Source organism: Burkholderia sp. Bmkn7, assembly GCF_041103175.1.
GTDB lineage: Bacteria > Pseudomonadota > Gammaproteobacteria > Burkholderiales > Burkholderiaceae > Burkholderia > Burkholderia cepacia.
Genome location: NZ_JBGCUH010000002.1, coordinates 2,705,546 through 2,722,475, shown reverse-complemented (window position 1 = coordinate 2,722,475; position 16,930 = coordinate 2,705,546). Strand labels below are relative to the sequence as shown.

Annotated in this window: 21 protein-coding genes and 1 pseudogene; 10 read left to right on the top strand and 12 right to left on the bottom strand. The window is 57.3% G+C overall.

Going from position 1 to position 16,930, the window contains the following annotated elements:
- Window positions 1-173 precede the first annotated feature (173 nt).
- Together ilvA and AB3K92_RS18095 are read right to left on the bottom strand one after the other, a co-directional pair.
- Window positions 174-1,202 (bottom strand): annotated as a pseudogene (gene ilvA, locus AB3K92_RS18100) (threonine ammonia-lyase, biosynthetic); the annotation flags it as partial.
- A gap of 591 nt (window positions 1,203-1,793) precedes the next feature.
- The gene (locus AB3K92_RS18095; RefSeq protein ID WP_334002434.1) at window positions 1,794-2,129 is read right to left on the bottom strand and encodes a hypothetical protein; all 336 of its coding nucleotides are present in this window, start codon (window positions 2,127-2,129) and stop codon (window positions 1,794-1,796) included.
- 822 nt (window positions 2,130-2,951) lie between these two features.
- On the opposite strand from AB3K92_RS18095, the gene AB3K92_RS18090 reads away from it, so the two are divergent.
- Window positions 2,952-5,915 carry a TrlF family AAA-like ATPase gene (locus AB3K92_RS18090; protein ID WP_196486433.1) on the top strand — a complete coding sequence of 988 codons (2,964 nt, stop codon included), beginning with the start codon at window positions 2,952-2,954 and terminating at the stop codon, window positions 5,913-5,915.
- A 239-nt stretch (window positions 5,916-6,154) separates the two neighbouring features.
- On the opposite strand, the gene AB3K92_RS18085 is transcribed toward AB3K92_RS18090, so the two are convergent.
- Entirely contained in the window at window positions 6,155-6,451 is a 297-nt protein-coding gene (locus tag AB3K92_RS18085; RefSeq protein ID WP_240690355.1) for an AlpA family transcriptional regulator, read from the bottom strand.
- Window positions 6,452-6,488: 37 nt separating this feature from the next.
- Here AB3K92_RS18085 and AB3K92_RS18080 point away from each other — a divergent pair, with 37 nt between their 5' ends.
- A complete protein-coding gene (locus AB3K92_RS18080) occupies window positions 6,489-6,698 on the top strand; it encodes a hypothetical protein (RefSeq protein WP_060158865.1) in 210 nt (69 codons plus the stop codon).
- A 121-nt stretch (window positions 6,699-6,819) separates the two neighbouring features.
- On the opposite strand, the gene AB3K92_RS18075 is transcribed toward AB3K92_RS18080, so the two are convergent.
- The 3 genes from AB3K92_RS18075 to AB3K92_RS18065 all read right to left on the bottom strand — a co-directional run bounded on the left by AB3K92_RS18075 (window position 6,820) and on the right by AB3K92_RS18065 (window position 8,789).
- A complete protein-coding gene (locus AB3K92_RS18075) occupies window positions 6,820-7,182 on the bottom strand; it encodes a hypothetical protein (protein ID WP_369465561.1) in 363 nt (120 codons plus the stop codon).
- Between the two features lie 65 nt (window positions 7,183-7,247).
- Window positions 7,248-7,850: a hypothetical protein gene (locus AB3K92_RS18070; RefSeq protein ID WP_369465560.1), complete on the bottom strand. Its 603-nt coding sequence runs from the start codon at window positions 7,848-7,850 to the stop codon at window positions 7,248-7,250.
- A gap of 18 nt (window positions 7,851-7,868) precedes the next feature.
- Window positions 7,869-8,789: a DNA cytosine methyltransferase gene (locus AB3K92_RS18065; RefSeq protein ID WP_334002428.1), complete on the bottom strand. Its 921-nt coding sequence runs from the start codon at window positions 8,787-8,789 to the stop codon at window positions 7,869-7,871.
- A gap of 221 nt (window positions 8,790-9,010) precedes the next feature.
- Here AB3K92_RS18065 and AB3K92_RS18060 point away from each other — a divergent pair, with 221 nt between their 5' ends.
- Window positions 9,011-9,655 (top strand): hypothetical protein, encoded by a 645-nt coding sequence (locus AB3K92_RS18060; RefSeq protein WP_175810612.1) that lies wholly within the window; start codon window positions 9,011-9,013, stop codon window positions 9,653-9,655.
- Window positions 9,656-9,748: 93 nt separating this feature from the next.
- On the opposite strand, the gene AB3K92_RS18055 is transcribed toward AB3K92_RS18060, so the two are convergent.
- The 5 genes from AB3K92_RS18055 to AB3K92_RS18035 form a co-directional block, all read right to left on the bottom strand.
- Window positions 9,749-10,444, bottom strand: a complete 696-nt coding sequence (locus AB3K92_RS18055) for a hypothetical protein (RefSeq protein WP_334002426.1) — start codon at window positions 10,442-10,444, stop codon at window positions 9,749-9,751.
- Window positions 10,445-10,503: 59 nt separating this feature from the next.
- A complete protein-coding gene (locus AB3K92_RS18050; RefSeq protein ID WP_369465559.1) occupies window positions 10,504-10,632 on the bottom strand; it encodes a hypothetical protein in 129 nt (42 codons plus the stop codon).
- On the bottom strand, window positions 10,623-10,841 hold the full coding sequence (locus AB3K92_RS18045; RefSeq protein ID WP_334002423.1) for a hypothetical protein: 219 nt from the start codon (window positions 10,839-10,841) through the stop codon (window positions 10,623-10,625). Before AB3K92_RS18045 ends, AB3K92_RS18050 begins: the two co-directional genes overlap by 10 nt.
- The gene (locus tag AB3K92_RS18040) at window positions 10,826-11,086 is read right to left on the bottom strand and encodes a hypothetical protein (protein ID WP_334002422.1); all 261 of its coding nucleotides are present in this window, start codon (window positions 11,084-11,086) and stop codon (window positions 10,826-10,828) included. Before AB3K92_RS18040 ends, AB3K92_RS18045 begins: the two co-directional genes overlap by 16 nt.
- Window positions 11,087-11,750: 664 nt before the next feature.
- A complete protein-coding gene (locus AB3K92_RS18035) occupies window positions 11,751-12,362 on the bottom strand; it encodes a hypothetical protein (protein ID WP_369465558.1) in 612 nt (203 codons plus the stop codon).
- A 305-nt stretch (window positions 12,363-12,667) separates the two neighbouring features.
- On the opposite strand from AB3K92_RS18035, the gene AB3K92_RS18030 reads away from it, so the two are divergent.
- Complete coding sequence (locus AB3K92_RS18030; protein WP_230959289.1) at window positions 12,668-12,901, top strand: hypothetical protein; 234 nt, start codon at window positions 12,668-12,670, stop codon at window positions 12,899-12,901.
- Here AB3K92_RS18030 and AB3K92_RS18025 read toward each other — a convergent pair.
- Window positions 12,869-13,270, bottom strand: coding sequence for a hypothetical protein (locus AB3K92_RS18025; protein WP_081081307.1), 402 nt, complete (start codon window positions 13,268-13,270; stop codon window positions 12,869-12,871). The genes AB3K92_RS18030 and AB3K92_RS18025 overlap by 33 nt on opposite strands.
- Before the next feature lie 85 nt (window positions 13,271-13,355).
- Between AB3K92_RS18025 and AB3K92_RS18020 the strand changes: the two genes are divergently transcribed.
- The 6 genes from AB3K92_RS18020 to AB3K92_RS17995 all read left to right on the top strand — a co-directional run bounded on the left by AB3K92_RS18020 (window position 13,356) and on the right by AB3K92_RS17995 (window position 16,914).
- Window positions 13,356-13,595, top strand: a complete 240-nt coding sequence (locus AB3K92_RS18020) for a YdaS family helix-turn-helix protein (protein ID WP_060286078.1) — start codon at window positions 13,356-13,358, stop codon at window positions 13,593-13,595.
- A gap of 606 nt (window positions 13,596-14,201) precedes the next feature.
- Window positions 14,202-14,483 carry a hypothetical protein gene (locus tag AB3K92_RS18015; protein ID WP_059653379.1) on the top strand — a complete coding sequence of 94 codons (282 nt, stop codon included), beginning with the start codon at window positions 14,202-14,204 and terminating at the stop codon, window positions 14,481-14,483.
- Window positions 14,484-14,565: 82 nt separating this feature from the next.
- Entirely contained in the window at window positions 14,566-14,739 is a 174-nt protein-coding gene (locus AB3K92_RS18010) for a hypothetical protein (RefSeq protein ID WP_185734131.1), read from the top strand.
- Window position 14,740: 1 nt separating this feature from the next.
- Entirely contained in the window at window positions 14,741-15,037 is a 297-nt protein-coding gene (locus AB3K92_RS18005; RefSeq protein ID WP_369465557.1) for a hypothetical protein, read from the top strand.
- Between the two features lie 18 nt (window positions 15,038-15,055).
- The gene (locus AB3K92_RS18000) at window positions 15,056-15,910 is read left to right on the top strand and encodes a ParB/RepB/Spo0J family partition protein (RefSeq protein WP_369465556.1); all 855 of its coding nucleotides are present in this window, start codon (window positions 15,056-15,058) and stop codon (window positions 15,908-15,910) included.
- Window positions 15,907-16,914, top strand: a complete 1,008-nt coding sequence (locus tag AB3K92_RS17995; protein WP_369465555.1) for a helix-turn-helix domain-containing protein — start codon at window positions 15,907-15,909, stop codon at window positions 16,912-16,914. Before AB3K92_RS18000 ends, AB3K92_RS17995 begins: the two co-directional genes overlap by 4 nt.
- The last annotated feature ends 16 nt before the right edge of the window (window positions 16,915-16,930 follow it).

The following is a 16,930-nucleotide window of genomic DNA, read 5'->3' as shown; positions in this document are numbered from 1 at the left end:
GCGATTCCGACCGGCAACAATGGGTCGATTTCCGTCGGTTGCTTTCGATTGTGAGGGCACGTATCGGGCCGTGCGAGCGTACCTGGACAACCAAGCGGCGTAAAAACAACGGGGCCGGTGGCCCTGCCTCTCAAACAATGCACCGGCCTGCGTATCGGTTTCTACGCAACAGCCAGTTTCGCGCGCTCCGCAACGAAACTCAGCCGATCGAAGTTCATGTTTGCGCCGGACGTGATCGCGATGAGCGTTTCGTTCTCGATCCCTTCGCACTCGGCGTACAGCTTTGCCCCTGCGACGGCCAGGGCACCGGCCGGTTCGAGCACGCTCCGCGTATCCTGGAACACATCCCTCATCGCCGCGCACAGGCCATCGGTATCGACCGTCACCACGTCGTCGAGGTGTTCGCGGCATAACCGGAAAGTCTCTTGTCCAACCAGTTTGACCGCCGTACCGTCCGAGAACAAACCGACCTCCACCAGTTCGACGCGTTCACCCGCACGGAGCGACTGCGCCATCGCGCATGAATCCTCCGTCTGCACGCCGATCACCTTGATGCCCGGTCGCACGGCTTTCACGTAGGTCGCCACGCCGGACGCCAGGCTGCCGCCGCCGATCGGCACGAAGATCGCATGGATCGGCTTTTGATGCTGGCGCAAGATTTCCATCGCCACCGTGCCTTGGCCGGCGATCACGTCGGGGTCGTCGAACGGATGCACGAACGTCAGGTTCCGCTCCTTCTGCAACGTGAGCGCGTGCGCGTAGGCGTCGCTGTACGACTCCCCGGCCTGAATGACCTCGACACGCGAACCACCATGCCTGCGCACAGCATCCACCTTGACCTGGGGCGTCGTGAGCGGCACCACGATCACGGCGTGCACGCCCATGCGAGCCGCGCAGAACGCAACGCCCTGTGCGTGGTTGCCGGCCGACGCGGTGATGACACCGCAAGCCAGCGCATCAGCCGGCATCTGCGCCATCTTGTTGTACGCACCACGCAACTTGAACGAGAACACCGGCTGCTTGTCCTCGCGCTTCAGATGGATCGCGTTGCGACACCGAACCGACAGGTTGTGCGCGAAATCCAGATCGGTTTCGATCGCGACGTCATAGACCCGCGCGGTCAGGATTTTTTTGAGGTAATCGAACGGCGCCGAAGGATGGGCGGGGCTCTGTACGTGCGCGTCGAATGGGTTTCGGTGCATGAACACGATGATTTCCTTTCCAGGTCAGGGTGGGCAAGCCTAGAAGCGGAAATGAAAAACCCGCCTCGGCGGCGGGTTTTCGTTATCGAGCAAGTACGCGCTAACCCACCATTCGGAGAATGGTGCGAATAATCAGCGCGATGGCGATGGCTCGATGTTCCATGGACACAAGGATTGACGATTATGGGAATGCTGTCAACCAGCGGCGCCTACGCTGAAAGCCAGTCGCATCACGTCGGGCGGCGGCGCGTCCGGCGGTGTGCGTTTTCTTCGGTGCCGCTTGCGCATCCTGTCGTGGGGCAGTTTCAACGTGTGAGGTCAAGCGCCCGGCGGCTTCGGGTGAAGCGAACGCCTTGGCCGGGCTGGCCGGTTTCAAGGCAGCAACCACGCGTGCCTGCACATCACGCTCACCCACCTGGCTGGACACGTGCTGGCGCGGGTGCTCAATCGCGGCGGGTGGCGGTCGGCCCGGAATGGCCATCGAGGCGATACCAGACCGCCCAGCTGAGTTGGGTCGGTATGCGCTGGTCACTAGAGGTAGTTGCCGGCCATGTACGGTCGCTCGTTCACGCTCTAGGACGGATTTCCGTATCAGCTGGCAATGAGCTTCGCGGTGTAGCCGTCGCCCTGAACGTCGCTGCGCATCCGTTGCGCCTCGGTGCCGGGGCGCTCGGCGAGCCGATTGATCTGGCTCGCTGCCTGCTCGTCGAAGACCGCTATCGGGTCCAGAATACTTGACGCTCGATGCAGGCAAATCCATTCCGTCCGGTCGGCCGCATCGGGGTCGGTTTCGCTTATCCAGTTCGTCCCGCAAGATTGACAACGGTACGCCTGAACTAGCATGGGTGTGCGGCCGAGCGGCCGCAGCTTTCGCGGCCTGCGCAGCGCCAGAAGCCCAACGTGCGGCGCCGAGGTATCGCTGAGCATCTGATTACAAGCTTCGCAGCACATTTCTGTCAGGTAGCGACGGAAGGGTTTTTAACTATAGCAGGCCAGTGCGGGAGGGGGCGGCGAAGAATACACCGCGAAGGAGGCCGGGACTGCAACGGGCGCTTACTGCTGCATCATTGGGGTGACGGCTGCAGGTGCTGCGGTGAGTTGCGTGCTCGTTTGAACGGGGAAAGTTGCTTTGGCCGCCCAAGTTTACCAGTGGGCGGGACGGGATCGATCGAAGTTTGCCACCCGGCCAAGTGCTGGGGAGGGCAAGCGGCGGCTGCCGGCCAATTTCTGCCGCTCGCCCGGCACTCGTGCGGTCACTCGATCGGCTGGTCCACTTCGGAACCTGCCGGATGCTCAAGGCGAGCATCTTGGCTGTAGCGGTCATCGATGCTGACACCGTGTACACGACAGCTCCGCAATGTCCGCATCCGTGTCAAGCCAGTGCCCGGACCCGCACAGTCGCCTGGTCGTTGACTGTAGTACTGGGCGCAGAGATAGAATGTGTTCGCCGGCCTTGGAATATCGTACGCCGTTGATTTTCTTCACCTGCTCACCGCTTAAGTACTAGATGTTGCCGCGAAGCGCACTTGGCACGTGTTCCAGAGTATGGCTGCCGAAACGCTGAAGGAGTTCGAAAACCTTCGTGAATTCGGGGCGGGTTTTAGCACGGATGAACCCTTTGACAAGCAGATCAAGGAGCCATATCACTCAATAGCCTAAACACCAAAATCCCTTACATCCGTGAATAGGACTACGCCTAGCGCCAGCTAGCTCGCAGCCAACCGAAAGACCAGTCTCTAAGGGGGGGATGTGAACAAAAGCAATATCAAGGTCTCTAACTTTCCCAACGGATCGCAGTGGCGGCGCTGGGATTTGCACGTCCACACTCCAGCAAGCAAGCTGGGAGCTTCCTTTGTTGGAGTCAGCTGGGACGACTACATCAATCAGTTGGAAGCACTGGCTCAACAAGCCGAGATTGCGGCAATTGGCGTTACGGATTACATGTCGATCGACGGCTATGAGCGCTTACATGCGGCGAGCCACGACGACAAGAAACCTCGACTTCGTTCCGTTTCCTTGCTGGTTCCCAACATTGAGCTGCGCGCGATGCCTGCCACGAAGGATGGCAAAGCACTCAACATCCACATACTTGTAGACCCATCTGATCCAGATCACATACAAAAAATCAAACGCGCGCTAAGAAACCTAAAAGTAGAATACACCTCGGCAGAGGGAAGGCACACATATGGTTGCATAAGAGAGGATTTGATTGAGTATGCGAAAGCGCAGAATCCAAATCTTACGGATAACGAGCAGGCGTACAAATTCGGGATCGAGCAGTTCAAGCCGTCCTACGAGCAAATTCTAGAATGGCTGCGCAGTGAGGGCTGGCTGAAGAATAACAGCCTTGTTGGGATTGCCAATGGTAAGGATGGGATAAGTGGGTTGCCGATCGACGGTTTTTCCGCTGTCCGGGACCAACTGCTGAAGAATTGCGAATTTGTTTTCTCTGGAAACCCGAATGACAGAGCATATTATCTCGGCCAGAAAGCGGGGGCATCAGCTGACGATATTAAGAGGATGTACGGAAGCCTGAAGCCATGTTTGCATGGCTCCGATGCCCACGAAATTGCCACGTTATTCAAGCCAGACGAAGACCGATACTGTTGGATAAAGTCGGATCCGACCTTCGAAGGGTTGAGGCAGATTCTATGGGAGCCTAATGATCGTGTTCACATAGGCCAAGCAAAGCCACAGCTATCCGATATGAGTCGCATTATTGACACGCTCTATATAAAAAACTCTAACGGATGGTTTGCGCAAGACTCCATTCAGCTCAACCCGGGGCTTGTGACGATTATTGGCGAAAAAGGTGCCGGAAAAACTGCTATCGCCGATTTAATCGCATTCGCATCTGGAGTTCCTCTCGAATCAAAATCTCAGTCATCCTTCATAGCCAAAGGTAGGCTCCATTTGGTCGGGGTTGACCTTGTACTAGCCTGGGGATCTGGTTCTACGAGCGGCGGGACGCTTACAGACAAGCCGTTTAGTTCGCCGAAGCCCCTGGTTCGGTATCTATCCCAAGACTTCGTCGAGCGTCTTTGTTCGGAAGACCATCAAGGTCATGAACTACGGGAAGCTATAGAGGAAGTTGTATTTTCGCACCTTGACGAAGTTCATCGCGAGGATTTCTCTTCTTTTGAAGAACTGAGAATGGCCCGCGAGTCGGCGTCCCAATCGCGACAGGACGATTTTCGGGGTCAAATAGTCTCGCTGCATCGCGAGATTGATCGCCTATACGCGAGCTTAGGCCAGCGTGCGTCCAAGGTTGCCAACAAGGATCAAGCACAACAACAGATCGAGGAATTGAAAAAGCAGCTACCCTCGGTCACCCAGGCTGCGGACGAAGAGACACTGAAAAAACTGAACACTGAACAAGATAGTCTTAAGGCGCTTGAAGCTTCGATTTCACAAAAAAATAGAAGCAAAAGAAATATTGATGAATTTCTGAAGTCTTATTCCGAATTGAAGGAGCGAACGACTCGACAAGTTCAAGAGCTTGTCGACGCCGCCCAATTCGGTGACCTTGTGTCGAAAGAGATAGTATTGCAGTTGAATCCGAAATGGGACGAAAAAGTCGAGGCCGTAGTCCGCGACGCTTCCTCACGCCTTGATACTGAAGTGTTTGCGATGCGAGGTGACGAGAGTACCGCCAAGGACGATGGCGGGACACTATACGATATTTCCAGGCGTATTCGCTTCCTGCAAGAATCTCTGAGCAAAGATGAAATAAACAAAAAACGCCTACTTGATTTGCAGAAGCAAATAAATGCGCAGGAGTCAACCGTCCAGAGATTGACGAAGGAAATTGAAGAGTTGGATGGAAAAACCACCAAACTTCTCGCCCAGCGAGAGCGAGACAGAGACAATCTATATTTGAAATTTTTCGAGGCGCTCGCGGAAGATGAAAAAGGCTTGCGTGAACTGTATGCTCCAATGAAGGAGCAGCTTGATAATCTCGGCTCGGAAATGAAGTTTGAGCTTTCGGCTGGATATCGAGTGGAGGCTCAAGATTGGCTTGAAAAATCCACGCGTTTTTTTGATGGTAGAAAACCACAAGCCTCGGCCAAAAAGGATGAGATAGAGAAATTTGTAATAGATGTTCTGACTCCGGCGTGGAATGGTGGTGACTCGGAGAGAATAAAAGATGCCATTAATCAATTCTTCGCGCTTGTTCGGCCTGTCGAATTTATGGGAAAGCATGCGTCTCCAAGCCTAAAGCTCATTGATCTGCTTGACTGGATGTATTCCACTGATCACATAGGAACCACCTATAAGATCAAGTATGGCGGCACATCTTTGGAGCACCTATCGCCTGGAACGCGAGGTATCGCCCTGCTAGTCCTATACCTTTTGATGGATGAGGATGATCGAAGGCCATTAATAATAGATCAGCCTGAAGGCAATCTGGATAACTCGTCAATATACCTTCAGCTAGTGCCGTACATTAGGAAAGCAAAAGAGAAGCGACAGATTATTCTTGTAACGCACAACCCAAATCTGGTCGTTGCGACGGATGCGGAGCAAATAATTGTCGCGCTAGCGGAAAGGTCGGTTGGCCATCCTTATCCACAGATAACCTATATTTCTGGCTCGTTGGAGCATGATGAATTTGACAAGGACACCGTTGGCATACGTCAAGCTGTTTGCACGTTGCTGGAAGGCGGTGACCGTGCTTTCAAGGAGCGGGAAGGCCGATATTCGATTCGGTAATCACTGTAAGTGTATTGTTAGATCCTTCGCATGTGGACGATATTAGCGCTCTCTACTCCGCGTCCACGTGACGAGCTTGTCGCAGTCGCGAATCATGACGTCAGCAGCGGGGCAGATCTCATAGTCGAACGAGCGCACCGGATGACCGTTGTAGTTTGGAAGCCGACGAGCAAACGCGCCCAGTCGACAGTCGCCTTTGGGTCGATGACGGCCCTTGAGGAGGTGACGGCGATGTCAACTCAGATTTGATCTGATGCTGACCGAGAGTTCAGGTCTTGGCTTGCGCAAGTGAACTTGCGGCGCCGGTTACTATGGCCGGTATTGGGAGGGGGCGCGAGATCCGATTCAGGGCATGCTTCTGCCCAGGCTTCGACCTCGCGTGTCAGCCACGCAACTCGCCGATCGGAGAGAAGCCGCGGCTTCGGGAATTTGTTCTCGCGCACCAGTTTTTGGACGGTCGCTTCCGATAGCGAGAGAGCGGTTGCCACTGCTGGCAGGTCGAGGTAGAGCGGCTTTATGGTGGTTGATGCGGGCATGCTACGATCCCTCAGTCTCAAAAAGATTATTGATGCGATGCAAAAGAAATTTGTGATGCGCGGGTACGAGATGAACTGCGAGCCGCGCGTGACGATGGACGGCAAATTTGCAGCCCAGGTCGAAGTGACGAAGTTGGGATACAGCAGGGAAGCAGCCTTCCGGAACCTTGGCGAATTCGGTACCGAGGCCGAGGCCGTTGCTTACGCAAAGAATTTTTCGGAAGAGTGGTTGAGCCGGTACGCGTGATGACCGATCTCCCATGCAGCGCCTGTATCTCACTGCACGGCGAATCTTCCGACATCGAGCCGCAGCACCTTGAACTGGTCGGGGTGGTTACTCGAAACGGAAGCCCGTTCGAAAAGCACTATCAATGCCCGGCGTGCGGTGCTTCGCTGTCACGCTCAGTTGCCGCCGTGCCTGAGGCACGCATTTGGTTTGTGGTTGATGGTTTGCGGCACTGAGCGCATGTCCCTTCCGCTTCCGTCTCAGTGGCAGATGCGGCGCGAGCCTTGTCTTCCATGAACGCTTCGGCGTCGTGCAATAGGTCCTGGCAGTGGACGTGCGCCGCACGCATCCGCTTGATGGCGTCAACCACGATTGCCTCTGCACGGTCGAGGAGTGCCGCCCGCTCGTGCGCCGTCTCGCCGACCTTGCCTTCCGCCGGGCTTGTCCTATCGTTCATTTCCTGTCCTTCCGACCGCTCGGGGGCCGCAATGAATTGGGTATGCATCAAGTGCCATCGGGAAGTGCCGCTGGAATCGGGTGAGTCGAATGTCGACTCGTTCGGCATCTACTTCATTTGTCCGTACTGCCGCCGCCGCAATCAGCTTGAGAGCCTAGGGCATCAGCGGGGCGCGCTTGTGCTTCGGCAGACGGGGAAGTAGCGGGCGAGCGGGAGAGGATGGCGCCGATTCGCTGCACCGCGTCCTCGATTCCTTCGCCCGGCGCGAGTTGCGCCGCCGACCAGACTTCGTGCGCGAGCCCGACCGCACCTTCCGCCCGCTCGTCCGCCGGCGCGGAGACGATCGGCGCTGCGGCCGGGTTGCCTTCGGCGTGCGTCTCTTGATAAAGGCTGACAACGATCTGCATCGCAGCAACCACAGGAAATTCTTCTTCGATTTCTTCCTGCGTCATGCCTTCGAGCATCGAGTCGGAGTCACCCAAGTGGGTATCGAGCAAATCCATCACGCGACGCAGTTGCTCCTTCAAGCGCACCGGCGCTGCTGCGGGCTGCTCGACAGGGGATGCAGCGAGCAGCCGATTCCGCAGGTTGTTCAGCCACTGCCACTCGTTCATGACCGGCATCGAATCGGTACGCTTCTTCAACGCCGTCAACGCCTGCAAACGCTCGGTTATTTCCGTCAGCGCATCAGCGCGGCTATTTTCAGTGGTCGCCATGATGTGGTCCTCAGGTGGTCAGGCGGCGGCCTTGATTGCGTTGAGCACGTCGCATGCGACAACTGGCGGAACAGCATTGCCAAGCATGTGCATAGCGAGCCGGTGTTGCTGCGGCAGGATGTAGTTGGTCGGAAAGGACATCGCGTCTCGGCCTTCTTCTTTCGTGAGCATCCGCATCCGGTCGCCGTCAATGACGGCCCAGCGATCGCGCGTCGTGATCGTGCCGATCGGGCGCCCGATGCTGCGGCCGGTTACGCCTGAACCACTGCCGTAGTACGGCGCGACGAAGCGGTCGCCGTGCGTGCGCCGCCCATTGGCGATGCGCTTGAGCGTCGCCGCGGAGCGACCCGGCTTCTCGATCGGCGACCACTTGCCGACATCGAAGTCGATGATCTGCGCCACTGGCATGTGCGGACGTGCCGGCAGTCGAAGCAACAGCGGGCGAGCGCTGCGCGTGAGGACGAGCATCAGGCGCTTGCGGTGCTGCGGGACTCCATGATTTGCAGCGTCAACGATGTGCGGCGCGATCTGGTAGCCAAGCGCCTGCACCGCGGCGAGCCATGCCGGGTAGAGCTGCCACTGGACGAACTCGACCACGTTCTCGACTACTCCGACCGGTGGCCGGTGGTATTCGAGCGCGGATACAACGGCCCATGCAGTCGAGCGGCTGGCATCGTGCTGCGGGTTGTTCGCCGCCTTACCGCGCGCGCGACTATGCCCCTGACAACATGGTGCCGCGAGCAGGATGTCGTGGGATGGAGCAGTAGCCCAGTTCGCCTGGTGCAAGTCTTGGCACACATGGGTGGCGCCAGGATGGTTCGCTGCATGGATCTCGACGGCCGCCGGCCAGTGGTTAGCGGCCCACACTACGTCGATGCCGGCCATCGTGGCTCCGGTAGAAAATCCACCAGCACCGGCAAACAGATCGATCGCTTTCATCGTCATCCTCTAAGTCAGTGGATCAAGCCTCAATGGCGGGTGCTCGGCTGCACTGGGTAGTCGAGCGTCTGCCGTTGAAGCCGGGGAAGAAAAAAGAAGGGCGCCAAACAGGCCGCCCGCAAGAAGAAACCGCGCATCCGAGGCAACGGTAAGTGCGCGGCTTGAGGTAAAGAGGTCGTGCTACGATTCGCACCAAAGCGAGCGGGGGCGCAATGCAAAACATGAAAATGATCGGCTGGCTCGGGATGGGAGCTGTTGCCGGTGTGCTTATGGCATGGGGCGGATCAACGACAGGGTGGACGAAACCCTATGACCCAGCAGTAATGGCGTACTGGGTTCAGGCGATCGGCTCGATTGGTGCCGTTTGTGCTGCGATAGCAGTGTCCGCGCTTCAACGAAAGAATGATCAGATTCGCGAGCGTGAGAGAGACTACGCAGCACGAATGCAAACGCTTGACGGAATTGTCGCGATTTTGGATGAGGCCTACCGTGTGGTCGATGAAGCTCCAAAGAAGGGATGGAGCGAACAAAAGATCGGTGACTATTTCCAGGATGGCAGATACTTCAGTGAATTCCTGCACGTCTATCAAGCCCTCGATCGGATGCCTCTCCATACCATCCCTTGGTGGCAGATAAGTTGTTCCGCGATGGAACTTCAGACGGCCGTTCGCGAATGTCAGAAGAGCGTTACTTCCTTGGCATCTGAGTTCGCTCAGCGGAACAACTTAAACGCAAATCACAATTGGCGCCGGTTGCTTGGGCTCATTGAGGAGTCTTGGAATCTCGCGTCTGCCGCAATCGAAGTTGTTCGATCCATGGAGCAAGCGATTCGATCAAAACGTTCGTTTCCCAGGATGCGTGACTAGGAAAATGCAGGCCGCTACACATACCATCCACAAGAAAAAGCCACGCATCCGAGGCACGGGAAGTTGCGCGGCTGTTGAGGGGAAGGGATGCGGTCAGTCGTAGCCACGGCCGGGGTAGGACGTATCAATATCGTCGACATCGGCGTCGATGATCAGTTTGGTTCCGGCTGCGTAGAGCTGGAACAGCTTGCGCTCGAATCCGTACATGGGCCCGATGAAGATCGCTTTCTTCGGGTCAATCTCGTTGATCTTTACGCTGTAGACGCGGCCGTCCATCGTGTCGATACGCCACGGGCACTTATACCGGTCGGAGCCGTCTTCCTTGTCGAGCGCGATATGGGTGAACGAGCCGTCGGTTTCAACCAACAGAGTGATGCGGTCGGGCAAGTCACACGAACACGAATATGACTGCCGGTCCGCCTGGAATTTGATGAAGTCGGCGACGAGTTCGGAGAGCGTGATTTCTTCCGGTGCCGGGGCGAGCAGTTCGTCGAGTTGGGACGTCACGTGCTTTTCGATCTGCTCGTTGAGGTTCGCGTCGACACGCTGCCGGATGATCTTGAGAATCAGGTCGTTGTAGCCGGGTAGGCCGAGATTCGAGAAATCGATCTGGACAGCTTTCTTGACGTGCTCGCTCAGTTGCTTGCCGAAATCCGAATAACTCTGCAGTTCGTCATTGATGATCGAGGTGATCGTTTTCGTCAGCTTCTCTTCGATCGCCTTTTCGATGGCACCCGCTGTGACGATGTTCGAAAATGCACTCGCGACGACTTGTTCAAGCTCTTTCATGGGCTTCCCCGTGTGTGATGTGCGATTGGTTGTGGCTGACAGTGCCCGCCAGGGGCGGATCACGTGCAGTAGGTCGACGCGCAGCGTGCCGATTCATCCCACCGCTGGGTGGCGGCGAGAACCAGCACGACGGCGATAAGGGCGGCGACGCTCTGCAACGCGAATATCAAGAAGGCTTTCACGAACATGCCCCCATCAGATATTCGATAGGCGGCGCGACGAAACCAGCCAGCAGCAAGAGCACACCGATTGCAGCAATCGGAAACCAGTCGCGCTGAGTGATCGATACAAACGATCGTCTGTTTTGCGGAAATACAGTCTGTAGGCTGCTCATTGGCCCCTCGGTATTGTTGTGATTGCCCGCAGGACGGGCGCGGTTGGTCAGATAGCGGCCCATCCGCGCACGCGGCGGATTGCAGCGCGGACTTGCTTGCGACGCTGCGCAGCATTGCCAGTCAGGTGCAGGTCATCGCACCCGAGCACGTATTCGCGCGTGTTGCAGCTCGGGCACGCTTCATCGCCGCCGTTGTGAAGCGGGCCGCCGGGCTCGTCGCAGCTATCCAGATCCCACAGATAGCCGTCGATGCAGCAGCCGTCTTGGTACCAGGCACCAAAGTGCGATCCTTGGTATCCGCAGCTCATCGTCTCTCCCATTCGTGTTGCATTGGTCTGATATCTAATTAGGAATGCGAAAATAAGACAGCGCTCAACGAACGGCACTGGCATTCAATGCCGTCCGATCAACGCTGTCGAAGCATTCAAGGGCGCGCACTCGGTCATAGGATGCGAACAATCCGCGGGCCGAACGCGCGTCGTTCAAAGTTCCGGCATTCCAACAACGTTCAGGGAGGGCGCCTCGATACCACTACGGGGTGTCGAGAGATACGGGCTGTTTAGAGCCGCCGCGCCGGCTTGAGGCGCCCTCACTGAAAGCTGTTGAGCGGTGTCGGGCGCTACCCCGTTTCTCGGCTACACCGTTGAGCCGGCCGGTTGCTCCCTGTACTGCGGTCCCGGCGCACTAGCACTCTTAAAGATCGACCGCTTGGGGCGGTGGCGCAGCGTTCCGGCCTGCGTTGACTAAACTTTAGCGAAACGCGAAACGTATGTCTATAGCGAAACGCGAAATTTTTTGATGGGAATTTGTATTGTCTCGGGTGCGCTCGAAGCGACGGCAGAGAAACGCGGGCGATAAAAAGGCCCGTCGATGGCGGGCTGGCAACTTCGGATGGAGTGTGGACTTAGGCGAGGGGGAATTGCGGAGAGGCTGGTATCGGCCGCAGGACTGGGGCGGCAAATCGAGAGACCGCTAATCCTCGCCCGAAGTGGAAAGGGCGCTATATCGACGGATCCCCATCTCGACTTCTGACGCAGGGACTCCGATGTCACCAATCTGATCTTCGATCCGCGCCCCGAACTGCTGCACTCTCCGAAGAGCTTCGACTAGATCCTCAGCGACCGGTTTTAGTTCTTCGCCGAAACCTTTCAGCTCGGCACGGCGTTTCCAGCGGCTATCGGGATTCGGATCGAAGATGTTTGACGCTATTGTTGTTTGCAACTGAAGCTCAATAGCGTTCTTTTTTGAAATTAGCTGGATGGCCTTAAGCCCATTTTCTGCGTATCCGAGAGACAGATCGTTCAACCGTTCACTTTCGAACATTGCTGCTAGACCTCTCGGTGGCATCCGAGGAGTGAACTTTTCCTCGGAGTTGTTGGACACGACCGCGATGTCCTGCTGACTGCGCGTTCTATCCATCTTCAGTACGGCCTCAACAGTGCGCGATGCATACAACAAGTCACGAGAAACTGACTGTTTTTGATCTTCCCTAACATGCGAGGCGTAGAGTGAAAGAGAGGCAGCAAGGAGCGCCGCCGCTGACGCGACAGAGACTACTGTGACTTGAATTTGTTTATTTTTCATCGATTAGTCCTCGGAATGGCGGGAATGCCTCGGCTGGGCGGGGGATGCGGCATTCTAGCTATGTCGTCAAAACGGGACCCTATCTGGCTCAGCTGAGCCTTGCATCTAGGCTAGGACAGCATGTACGACCGGCTGCCCATCGAGTTTTACAGAGGTGGCTCGTCTAGCCAGTTGAAAGCTTCCTGTCTCTAGGGCTAAACTACTGTACATTCATACAGTATTTCGGTTTCAATATGCGGGGAGCTAGGGTGGATCGAGGGACGAGCGCAAACCGGCTGCGGTGCAAGCCGGGAGATAAGGCAAAAGTGATTTTCTCGCCTAACGAGGCATTGGTGGGGCGCACCGTTGAGGTGGTGCAACTGCACTGCGACGGGCGGTGGGAGTGCGTTCTCGTTGGCGAAGCGGTGATTGGCCTGGCCGATGACGGGCTTGGCTTGTTGCTTACGCGCGACTGGCTATTCCAAGATTCTTTGCTTGAGCCGAAACGCATCAAGTATGAAATGCCGCTAGCCGCCCTTACCGAAGCGCTTGCTTCCTGACGGCGAATCCGGCTGCTGCGTGGAAGGCTGGGATAGCAGCCAGCCAATGAACGACTCGACCTGTGCGCGCTGACCTGCGTTCAGATGTTCCCATCCAGCCGGCGCAGCAGTTAGTTGGGCGGTTGATGCTGCTTCTGAATGATCGGCATCAAGCCATCCAAGCGGCTTCTTTGCGCTTTCTTCGATTTTTCGGGCCGTTGCAGCTCGCATGCCGCGAGCCCGCCCCGTTTTCGAATCTTTCGCGCCATCGCGCAAATTTGTGAACTGCGATTGCGACATACCAATCACTGCCGCAGCAGCGGCAGGGCCGCCATGCTCGGCTTCGATGATCTTGAGGTTGTCGCGACGGATTTGGTCGATGTCCTTCATGACGGGCATTCAATAGCAAAACGCTAAAGCCGTATATGCGCGAAACGCTATAGACAATCCTTTTGCGTTTCGCTAAAGTCTCGGCATGGATCTGAGAACCTACCTCGACGCTGAACGCGGAAGACTCGTGAAGCTGGCTTCAGCCATTAGCGCGCACGCCTCTGACATCAGTGCGTGGGCAAACAAGAAACGGCCCGTGCCGGTGCCATTTGGTTGGCCGATCGAGCGAGCAACCGCTGGTTCCGTCACCCGTATCGACTTGTTTCCTCACGATGTCATCCGCGACGTTTGGCCCGAGCTTGCTCAACAAAAGGAGATCGCATGAAGCGTCTGTACGCACGTCTAGTCCTCAGATTGATCCGGCCGGCGCTCGATCTCAGAGCCGAGCGCAGACAGCGAATCGCAGATCAGGTCAATCGAGAGTTTGCGCACGCTCGAGTTCCAGTGCTGGGACCGGCACAAAAGGATCACTGATATGCGGGTCAACCAGCATGGAATCCGATGGGTGGCGTATCTGATTCGTTCAGCCGGTAGATGGCTACGACAGCATGGTGCGGGACGTGAAGTGATTGATGTGACTCGCCTTTCTTCAGCGGGCGGGTCGCAAAGAGATAAATGGGGTGATCAATCGAAACCTCGGTGCAACACAGGGCTGGGTGTCGGAGAGATCCGTCGGTAACGACGCCGTCTGCCTTTTCTGAATAGAGGGCGCCGATGGGTGTTCGAGCGTCAAGAATCACAAGGTAGTTCAAGAGGGTTCCCCGTATCGGAATGGTTGTGTGAGAGCTGCCAATTCTACAGATAGGGCCGGAACCCTCGCCTTAGTCCGATCTGCGTCGAGATTCGATGCTTGAAGTTTAGAAAATTCGACCTTCAAGGTCATTCAATCAGTTTTGAACGGAGTTGAGTTGCTATGAGCACGATTGAAGTCATCCGGAGGCCAAGCATCGAACGGGCGTTCCGGGAAGCATTGAGCGATCCGCGTAGTCGCGGGCCGGTGGCCGATGCGCTCGGTTGGGACGATTCGCAGGTGAGCCGTTTCCTCTCGGGGAACCTTGGCGTTCCGATTAACAAGATCGACGCGGGACTGAATGCGCTTGAACTGCGCGTCGTCTCGCGGGAGTACCTGGACGGGCTGTCGACGATGAGCAAGGTGGGTGTGAACTGCCATTGTGCGCGGGAAGGGTTCGGGGAGTGCGGCGGCCGATTCTGATGTAAGCGACTGGCCCCGCCAAAAGCGTTTTCGACGGAGAGCGCTTCTGTCAGGGTTTAGCAATCCTAAAAATTTTAAATTTATGGAAGCGAAACAGACCAACCAAACGGCCGATGCGCGACAGCGCCATCCGGCTCTGTCCGACGAGCTGAAGCGCATCGTGCGCGACACCACCCAACACCCGACGTATCCGCGCAAGTGCCTGTCGTGCGGTGCAGTCGAATCCCTCGACGGTTCGGTGCCGTGCGGTCACTGAAATGGCCCGCTTCCATTGCCGCTGCCGGCACTGCGAGACGCGCCGGGTGCTGAAGAAGCGTCCCGACGAGTACGTACGGCAGCCGCAATGCAACGTCTGCGGCCGGCGCGATTTCCGAGTTGATGCGTGGATGCAGAAGCGCAATACGCGCCTGATGGCATGCACGTGCGCCGGTTACTGGTTCTGGCATCGGCGAGGTTCGCTGTACTGCTGGCACCGCGCGGACGGATCAACCCGATCACCAGGCGATCCCGATTTTTCGGATCGCAATCCGCCGCCCGACGCGTTGGCGGCCTGAATCTCTCCTGGAGGAAACGTGGCAAAAAGCTCCGTTGAAGCATATGGCGCGAAGAGCAAGGTAACCGCGCTCGCGATGGACCCGAATGACCTCGAGCTCGTTGTCGACCCTTCGCACCCGCTGTACGACCGTCGCGTGCATCAAGAGCCGAACCCGAAGACGGTACTGAACTACCGTGCGATCGGTGTGCGCGAGCCGGTGCTGTTCTACAAGGATCCGGAAACCGGCAAGAACCTGGTTATCGATGGCCGGACGCGCGTTATCAATGCCCGTGAGCTAAATCGACAGCTGATTTCCGCTGGCGAACCGCCGATCACAATTCCTGCGATTCCACAGAAGGTCATCAACGACGGTGGGAAGTCATTCACTGCCGTGATGGTCAGCGCGAATGAGATCCGCCATGAGGACTCGCCGATCAATCGTGCCGAGAAGATGGCGCGCATGCTCGACGTCGGACATACGGAAGAAACCGTCGCCATCCACTTCGGCGTCGAGGTGCCAACTGTCCGCCAGCAACTGAAGCTGCTCGATTGCACGGCTGCGGTGCGTGATGCGCTGGAAGCGGACCAGATCACCGTGTCGAATGCGCTCAAGCTCGCGAAGCTGAAGCCGGAGCAGCAGCGCGAGAAGGTGAAGGCGGTCATCGCTGCCGCCGAAGGCAAGGAAGGACACGAGCGCTCGCGCGCACAGAAGGCCGCGCTGACGGGCGATGCCGCCCCGCGTATGCGCTCCCGTAAGCAGATCGCCGCTGAGTTGGAGAAGGCCGAGGGTGAGCGTGCTGAAGCCCTTCGATGGGTTCTCAATCTCGATGGTAATGCGCCGGCCGTCGCTGCCGATGATCCGCGCCAGTTGTCGATCGACGAGGCTGCATGAGCATCAAGGTCCAAACAATGGTGTGGGACCGGTATCCGGGCGAGGACCACGAGCTGTTACTCGCCTTGAAGCTGGCCGACTTCTGCGACGACAACGGGGAACACATCTTCCCAAGCATCGAAAGGCTCGCGGAAAAGACGCGCCGTTCGGTGCGTGCCGTGCAGTACCAGCTCAAGAACATGGTGGAACGCGGCTGGTTGATTCTGGTTGCCAACGCGGGCGGCGGTCGTGGACGTGCCTGCGAATACCGCATCAATCCTGACTGGATAAACGGTGCAGAGATTGCACCCATTTCCGCTGGCTCAAAGGGTGCAACGGATGCACCCATCGGAAAGGGTGCAACGAACAGCAAAAAGGGTGCAACGGACGACGGAAAGGGTGCAATGGGTTTCGCAAAAGGGTGCAATGGGTTGCACCCGATTCACCATGAACCACCACAGGAACCGTCAGAGAACCACCAAGGCGCACGACGTGCGCCGCGAGTTGCGTTGCATGCCGAGCTGCGTTCGATCGAATTGCCCGATTGGCTCGCGTTCGAGGATTGGGACATGTGGTGCGAACACCGCGAGGCGAAGCACAAGGACGCCCCGTGGACGCGCCCGGCTGCAACCGTGTCGATCCGAAAGTTGACGAAGCTGCGCTCGCTGGGGCAAGACCCGAAGGCGTGCATCGAAGAGGCCGTGTTGCGGGGCTGGACGGGCCTGTTCCCGCTGAAAGGCGATGTGGCTGCGACCTCGTCCGGGTCCGATACCACGATCGCCCCGGACTGGTGGAAGACGGCGCCTGGCATTCGCAAGCTCGGTAAGCAGCTTGGCATCGAAGAGAAGCCGAACCAGGTCTTCGAGCAGTACAAGGCGAAGGTGTTCAAGGCGGCCGGGCCGGGCGAATGGATGGAAGACATGCTCAGTACGGTCAGCCGCGAAAGCGAAGAACGCTACGAGGCGCTGTACGCCTACTTCAACGACATTCCGCGTGATCAGGGCGCGCAGCAGGTGGGCGCATGACGAAACGAACATCTTG